Annotated in this window: 7 protein-coding genes and 2 tRNA genes; all 9 read right to left on the bottom strand. The window is 41.8% G+C overall.

Annotated features, from left to right (window positions below):
* Positions 1–111 precede the first annotated feature (111 nt).
* Positions 112–669, bottom strand: a complete 558-nt coding sequence (locus ACXM1Q_RS08290; protein ID WP_458517663.1) for a hypothetical protein — start codon at positions 667–669, stop codon at positions 112–114.
* 53 nt (positions 670–722) lie between these two features.
* A complete protein-coding gene (locus tag ACXM1Q_RS08285; protein WP_458517662.1) occupies positions 723–3,371 on the bottom strand; it encodes a valine--tRNA ligase in 2,649 nt (882 codons plus the stop codon).
* Positions 3,372–3,421: 50 nt separating this feature from the next.
* A complete protein-coding gene (locus tag ACXM1Q_RS08280; protein WP_458517664.1) occupies positions 3,422–4,009 on the bottom strand; it encodes a GNAT family N-acetyltransferase in 588 nt (195 codons plus the stop codon).
* Positions 4,006–4,392 carry a VOC family protein gene (locus ACXM1Q_RS08275; RefSeq protein ID WP_458517661.1) on the bottom strand — a complete coding sequence of 129 codons (387 nt, stop codon included), beginning with the start codon at positions 4,390–4,392 and terminating at the stop codon, positions 4,006–4,008. Before ACXM1Q_RS08275 ends, ACXM1Q_RS08280 begins: the two co-directional genes overlap by 4 nt.
* Positions 4,393–4,396: 4 nt before the next feature.
* Positions 4,397–5,692, bottom strand: a complete 1,296-nt coding sequence (locus ACXM1Q_RS08270) for a helix-hairpin-helix domain-containing protein (RefSeq protein ID WP_458517660.1) — start codon at positions 5,690–5,692, stop codon at positions 4,397–4,399.
* Between the two features lie 247 nt (positions 5,693–5,939).
* Complete coding sequence (locus tag ACXM1Q_RS08265; protein WP_458517659.1) at positions 5,940–6,155, bottom strand: acyl carrier protein; 216 nt, start codon at positions 6,153–6,155, stop codon at positions 5,940–5,942.
* 63 nt (positions 6,156–6,218) lie between these two features.
* Complete coding sequence (locus ACXM1Q_RS08260) at positions 6,219–6,866, bottom strand: HAD family hydrolase (RefSeq protein WP_135038837.1); 648 nt, start codon at positions 6,864–6,866, stop codon at positions 6,219–6,221.
* Between the two features lie 786 nt (positions 6,867–7,652).
* Positions 7,653–7,726, bottom strand: a tRNA-Pro gene (locus ACXM1Q_RS08255).
* Positions 7,727–7,778: 52 nt separating this feature from the next.
* A tRNA-Arg gene (locus ACXM1Q_RS08250) sits at positions 7,779–7,852 on the bottom strand.
* Positions 7,853–7,902 lie beyond the last annotated feature (50 nt).

The raw sequence follows: 7,902 nt of genomic DNA, 5'->3' as shown, positions 1-7,902 counted from the left end.
TAAAGCTGCTGTTTCTTTACGTGTATGTCCCTCTTTAACATATTCAAGGACACGTTTTCTAAAATCAATTCCGTATGCCATAAAAATAGTATATCATATACAGTTTATAATCTAAAAGAGTATATCTATCAAAATAGAAACCAAAGTCTCGGCTACTGAGGAATAACTGTAGTCATAGTTACCAGGCTCCCAGTCGTCACCAAATTCTGGATTGACGTTATCTCGTTTCACCATGACCGCTTTTCCCTCATGTAAAAAGACATCCTTATGTTGATTACCTTTGAGTAAACTATCTCCAAAAATCTCATGATGTTCTAAGACTAACGTTCCATTTAAAATATGAGTTTCCTTTAAAGTCAGATGACCACTCTCCTTAGGAATATCTAAGGTGAGATAGGGTTCTTTAGCAGAAAAAGCTGTTCCTGAGGAAATCTCCTGTAAGAGTTCTTCCAAACTTCGATTGCCAGTCCGATAATTGGTACGTAATAGATAATTTAATTCTGCTTCTAAACCAACATAGGTCTGCTTATTTTCTGGAAATATCAGACGAGCCAAAGGTCCCTTTGGATGAGACTGGCCATTCTCCAATATTGGCTGAGCCGTTTTTTCTTCATGATTAACCTCAAAGGTCATCACCGAATGTTTCCCTAATATCCATCGCAACTTCATAAGCACCTCCTGACAGAAAAACCCGCTAGCACTTGCTAGCGAGCTGTTCTATTTTAGACCAATTTTTTCATTTCTGCAATCCGTTCTTGGGTTGCATCAAATTTAGCTTGATAATCGGCTTGTTTGTCTTTTTCTTTTTGAACGACCTCTGGTTTGGCATTGGCTACAAAGCGCTCATTGCCCAATTTTTTAGCAACCATGTCGAGTTCTTTTTGCCATTTAGCCAGTTCCTTATCCAGACGTGCCAATTCTTCTTCAACATTGAGCAAATCTGCCAATGGGAGGAAGATTTCAGCCCCTGAAATAACCGCACTCATGCTGAGTTCTGGCGCCTCCAAATCAACCGCAATTTCCAAGTACTCTGGATTGGTGAAACGCTTGATATAGTTGACATGCGCTTGGAAGAAGCCTTGCAAGCTCGCATCTTTTGTTTTAATCAAAATACTAATAGGCTTAGACGGAGCTACATTCACCTCAGCTCGTGCATTGCGGACAGTCCGAATCAAGTCCTTGAGGCTTTCAACTCCAGCATGAGCTTCCTCATTGACGAAGCTTGGATTGACCACTGGATAGGCCGCATGAACGATGCTTCCTTCTGCATATTGGCCATAGATTTCCTCAGTCACAAATGGCATGATTGGATGCAAGAGTCGCAAGATTTGATCCAAGGTATATAGAAGAACCGAACGTGTCACGACTTTCTCAGCCTCATCTTCACTGTAAAGAACTTCCTTGGTCAACTCGACATACCAGTTGGCAAACTCTTCCCAGATAAAGTTGTAGAGGATATGTCCAGCTACACCGAATTCAAATTTCTCAAAGTTATCCGTGACTTTGGCAATTGTTTCATTCAGATTATGCAAGATCCAACGATCCGTTACATTACCAGCTTGACCGCTCGCAACCTTTTCAACCTGCTCGCGTGCAGCTTCCAGACTAAGCCCCTCATTATTCATCAAAATATAACGAGAAATATTCCAAATTTTGTTAATGAAGTTCCAAGAAGCGTCCATCTTCTCATAGGAGAAGCGAACATCTTGTCCAGGGGCAGAACCATTTGAGAGGAACCAACGAAGGGCATCGGCACCATATTGATCAATCACATCCATTGGATCGATTCCATTGCCTAAGGACTTGGACATCTTACGCCCCTGCTCATCACGGATCAATCCATGAATAAGGACGTTCTTAAACGGCTGACGGCCGGTAAACTCAAGAGATTGGAAAATCATCCGAGACACCCAGAAGAAAATAATATCATAACCCGTTACCAGAGTTGAAGTTGGGAAATAGCGTTGGAAGTCGGCAGATTCTGTATCTGGCCAGCCCATGGTTGAAAAAGGCCATAGAGCAGAAGAGAACCAAGTATCCAAGACATCCTCATCTTGAACCCAGCCTTCTCCCTCTGGGGCTTCTTCACCTACATACATTTCACCAGCTTCATTATACCAAGCTGGAATTTGGTGTCCCCACCACAATTGACGAGAAATCACCCAGTCATGAACATTTTCCATCCATTGAAGGAAAGTATCGTTGAAACGTGGTGGATAAAACTCAACTTTGTCCTCTGTATCTTGGTTAGCAATGGCATTTTTAGCCAGTTGATCCATCTTGACGAACCACTGGGTAGATAGACGAGGCTCTACTACCGCACCTGAACGCTCAGAGTGACCAACAGAATGAACACGTTCCTCAATCTCAACCAAGGCTCCTAACTCTTCCAATTTCGCAACAACCGCTTTACGAGCCTCAAAGCGATCCATACCAGCGAACTCACCAGCTAGTTCATTCATGGTTCCATCGTCATTCATCACGTTAACCTGTGGTAAATCATGACGTTGACCAACAAGGAAGTCATTCGGATCGTGGGCTGGGGTAATTTTAACAACCCCGGTTCCAAACTCTGGATCAGCGTGTTCATCCGCAACAATTGGAATTGGCTTGTTCACAATCGGCAAAATGACATTCTGACCAATCAAATCCTTATAACGTGGATCTTCAGGGTTAACTGCAACAGCTACATCACCAAACATGGTTTCCGGACGAGTCGTCGCAACCTGAAGGGCGCGTGAACCATCTTCCAACATGTAGTTCATATGGTAAAAGGCCCCTTCAACATCCTTGTGAATAACCTCAATATCCGAAAGAGCTGTGCGGGCCGCTGGATCCCAGTTGATGATAAATTCACCACGATAGATATAACCTTTTTTGTACAAGTCCACAAATACTTTTCGTACAGCTTGGGACAAGCCCTCATCCAAGGTAAAGCGTTCTCGACTATAGTCTACAGACAAACCTAATTTGCCCCACTGCTCCTTGATAGTCGTTGCATACTCGTCCTTCCATTCCCAGACCTTATCCAAGAATTTTTCACGACCAAGATCGTAACGACTAATCCCTTGTTCCCGCAAGCGCTCTTCAACCTTAGCTTGCGTCGCAATCCCCGCATGGTCCATTCCTGGTAACCACAATGTGTCATAACCCTGCATCCGTTTTTGACGGATAATAATATCTTGCAAGGTTGTATCCCAGGCATGCCCTAAATGCAATTTACCCGTAACGTTTGGTGGTGGAATCACAATTGAATAAGGCTTAGCCTCCGCATCTCCGGATGGTTTAAAAGCTTCCGCTTCAAGCCACTTAGCATAACGACCAGCCTCAACCTCGGCTGGATTGTATTTAGTTGATAGTTCTTTTGACATAGTCATTCCTTTCTTATTCTTTTCACTAACAATATTTACATAAGGATACCTTAGAGTATCGTCTCCCACTCACTCCTCAAAAGACCAAACCGGAGTTCATCTTGCCGCTGCCCCCTGACATGGTCACGCCCTCTCAGCCTAGCTTCCAGAGTAAAACCAACCTTTTTAGCAACAGCTTGACTTTGGAGATTTGAACCATGACAGGCAATCTCGATTTTGTAAAGTTCTGGTATAAGGGAAAATGCCACGAAACACAGAGCTTTAACAGCCTCGGGAACAATTCCTTGTCCCCAATAGTCTGGATGGAGAACATAGCCTATTTCATAGATATCTCCGAGTTCCCCGTGGCGACGATTGAAATCGACCGAACCGATGACACGATTCTCCCCTTTCAAGGTAATTCCATAGCCCCCTGGTAAGCCGGCTTGCATCATTCGAAGAGGAATTCCCTGAATAAAAGCCTCCTCATCTTCTATTTTTTCCATAAGTGGAAAGCCAGCATTAAAAGCCACTTCTGGCAGACTAGCATAGGCAAACATATCCACCGCACCCTCAACTTTTCGTTCCCTAAGATAGAGACGCTCGGTCTCTAAATCCGGCAATTGATTACGAACGAATTCACCAAGTATCTTCATCAGTACTCCTCCTTCTGAATAAGTTCGATTTTAATACCATCAGGATCTAAACAATAGAGCCGCTTTGAATCCTGACTACCTGCATAAGGATATCGATCTTCATATAGGAAGGAGACTCCCAATCCTAAGAGAGATTGATGCCATTCTTCTAGAGGCCCATCAACCCAAAAAGCCAGATGATTCAAGCCAATTCTAGTTCGATGATACCCCTTTTGTAAAAAATAGTCAGGGGCTTGGACAAATACCAGGTAAATCCCTGCCTTCAAAAAAGAGAAACCATCTTCCCAGTCTTGATAAATCTCATAGCCCAAATTCCCTAAGAGGAATTCATAGAATCTGCGAGAAGCCGCTAAATCAGAAACATAAATTTCGATATGATTTAACAAGACATCACCTCTTTCGAAAGACAACTCCGTTTTCTTTTAGTTTCCGAACCGTTGCAGGGCCAATTCCATGAATAGCCAGAACTTCCTTCTCTGTCCTTTTTTCAAAATCTTTAAAACTTCGAAGTCCTGCATTTAATAGAAGTTGTTTCTTATCAAAGTGAAGTCCTTCATAGGACGGCTCAGAGAACAGATGCACAAGATCATCGAGATTACCTTGAGGCAAAGAGTTTAGTAAATCACTAAGGGTAGAGTCCTGCGGTCCACTTGAATTCTTTCCTAGAAGATGATTCGGTTGCCTTTCCTGAAATTCCAGGTACATCTCTGTCAATTGATTTATCAGAATAGCCTTATCCGCTAGAAATAAGCCTAGAGGATTGAGAACGTGAGCTATTGAATGTTCATGTTCCCCTCCACACTCTTCCTGATTATGATGCATAACGTCCAAGAACCAATGAGGATTTCCCAGAGCTGAAGCAAATTCAGGATCTTCCCTAACGAGATCCTCAAACAAGTCATTCGCACCTTCTGAATCACCCATCATTAAGCTCGCAATGACACTATAGAGATTGAGACTAGCATCATAAATATTCTCTGACAACCTATCCCTATACATGTCTAATACAAATTCAGGTTGGAAAGTTGAACAATAGACACTTGCCATTAAATAAGGCAAATAAGCTGGAGCACCTTTTTCAAAGACATATGGTTCAAGCATATCCATAATGTCAAGTGCCAAGTTAAGCAAACCTTCCTCGAAATAGACTGTCAATAGAAAGGTCAAGGCATCTAAATACTGACCTGTTATAGGGTGATTCCAGGACAGAGAACCAACTTCCTCTAATTTCTGAAAAATCAACTCCGTAAATGCTTTGTAGGATTCAAGAGTGCTATAGGTGAATTGCTCACGACTATCCAATAAATAGTACCACTGTGCATCAAAACTATTGACATGTTTATTGGCTAGTTCTTCCAAAGTACGAAGTCTCTCTGGCCCCTCTTCCAGTTGAAGAGCATGCAGAAGGGCAATGCCAACTTCAGCTGTAGTCATCTCCTCCTCATCCGCACCGCCTTCCTGCATGTTTTTCAGCAAATCATCAAAAATGCTTAGATCCATTTTTTCAACATCAGATGCTTCAATATCCTCAGCATTCAGAACTGCATCCGTTCTAAAAAAATCAGAATCATCGAATAAATCAATCGAATGATTGAGTTGCGACTCATTATCTAGGAATTTCTTCTCCTCCCTGTACTCTCGACGCATTTGCTTCAATAGCGTTTTGTTCTTTTTCTTTTTGGCCATAGGACAACTCCTTTTATCGACAAAAAAATCCCTGTCATCAGACAGGGACGAAGCTTTATCCGCGGTACCACCCAATTTCGGGCAGAGCCCGCAACTTATTTCAGATTCAAAAAACCATTTAGCAACCCATCTCAGCTCCTTCTGCGGATTTCTCAACCCCACCGCTCTCTGTAAGAAGGCTTCCCTAAGATTCCTCTAAACAGCCTCATTTTACCATAGAAAAGAATCTAAGGCAAGAATAATTTGCTTATCGTTCTACAAATGCTACAAGTTCTGCAATACTCTTGATGTTTTCATCATCATTAATTTCAACATCAAATTCATCTTCAATCGCAGTAATCACTTGGAATAAATCCAAAGAATCAACATCTAGATCATCAAAACTAGATTCCAATGTAATCTGATCCGGATTTACCTCTAGTTCCTCCACAATAATCGCCTGAATTTTTTCAAATGTAGACATAGGCTACCTCTTTTCATCTATTATTGGAAAAGTATACCACAACAATCTTTAAACCGCAAAAGTTTACAGTACTTCCAATAACGGAATAATTTGTCCTAGATGATCAATGGTTCGACTTGCTCGACTTTGATCTAAGCCAAATCGGTAATCTCGAATAGCCCAGACCTCTGCTCCCGCACGAGCTCCTGCACGAATTCCTTTTTCACTATCCTCAATAATTAAGGTTTGCTTTGGATCAACCTGCAAGGCTTTACAAGCTGCTTGATAAATCTCCGGATTCGGCTTTGATTCCTGAAATTCTTCCCCAGACAATACTACATCAAAATACGAACGAATTTCCAATTCCTCTAGAGCACGGTCAATATCTTTTTTTACCGAACTAGAAGCTAGACCAAGAGGATAGCCCTTCTCTTTTAGACCTTGCAAAACAGCATGCACTTGAGGAAAAACTAAATCACTATATGGTAAGGGATTTTTCTTCTTATGCGCCAAATAGCCGGCCTGTAAACGAGGTACATCAAAGTCGTCGTAAGACTCACCTAGAATATTTTCCCACACTTGTTTCATATTCCCACCAATAAAATAAGCAGGCGGTAAATGATCAATCGAAATCCCTTGGTCTGCTAAATAAGTCTCACGACGCTCATAATAGAAACGCTCCGTGTCGAACAAGACTCCATCCATATCAAAAATAATAGCCTGATAAGACATATACATCCCTCTCTATGAAATAAATAATGAAATAAATAATGAAAAGAACATGAAAGTTCACACATATTATCCTACCATCATAAAAGACCAGTCGCAATACCAGTAAACAATGAAACCGTATTAATTCCAGAAGTCCTCCATAAATTTCCCCATTTCAACCTTTCGTCCTCACTTCGCCATTGGAGTTGATTTGTAAAATATATAGGCAGTCTGAGTAGAGACTGCCTATACCCGAGCCTTAAAATAGAAAGGCGAGGACAATGAGAAAAACAACTAAACAGAATACAGACAAATCTCCTGAGGGAAGACAGGAGTTTGTTGCGAAGTTCCTTCGCTTTATTCCTATACTCATCCACTCAATTCCTGAGTGGATGAGCGAGCCACACCTTGGTCCCAAACAACTTAGAAACAGGAATCAAATCTTCTTATTTCGATCTCTGCTTTAAACTTCACTATTGGACTTGGTTTGGGAAATATATAGGCAGTCTGAGTAGAGACTGCCTATACCCGAGCCTTAAAATAGAAAGGCGAGGACAATGAAAAAAACAACTAAACAGAATACAACAAAATGTCCTGAGGGAAGACTGGATTTTGTTGCGAAGTTCCTTCGCTTTATTCCCATACTCATCCACTCAATTCCTGAGTGGCTGAGCGAGCTACACATTGGTCCCAAACAACTTAGAGACAGAAGTTAAATCTTCTTATTTCACTCTCTGCTTTAAACTTCGCTATTGGACTTGGTTTGGGAAATATAAAAAAAGATGACATTTCTGTCATCTAATCTAGTCGGGAAGACAGGATTCGAACCTGCGACACCTTGGTCCCAAACCAAGTACTCTACCAAGCTGAGCTACTTCCCGTAGATATAATTTAGGTCTTTACTTCGTATTGTAAATTCCTATTTCTATAACATGCACCCTAGAGGAGTCGAACCTCTAACCGCCTGATTCGTAGTCAGGTACTCTATCCAGTTGAGCTAAGGGTGCTCATTTGCCGAGGACCGGAATCGAACCGGTACGATCGAAATGATCGCAGG

It is taken from the genome of Streptococcus sp. 10F2 (genome assembly GCF_054331515.2).
This window is presented reverse-complemented; position numbering and strand designations above follow the sequence as displayed.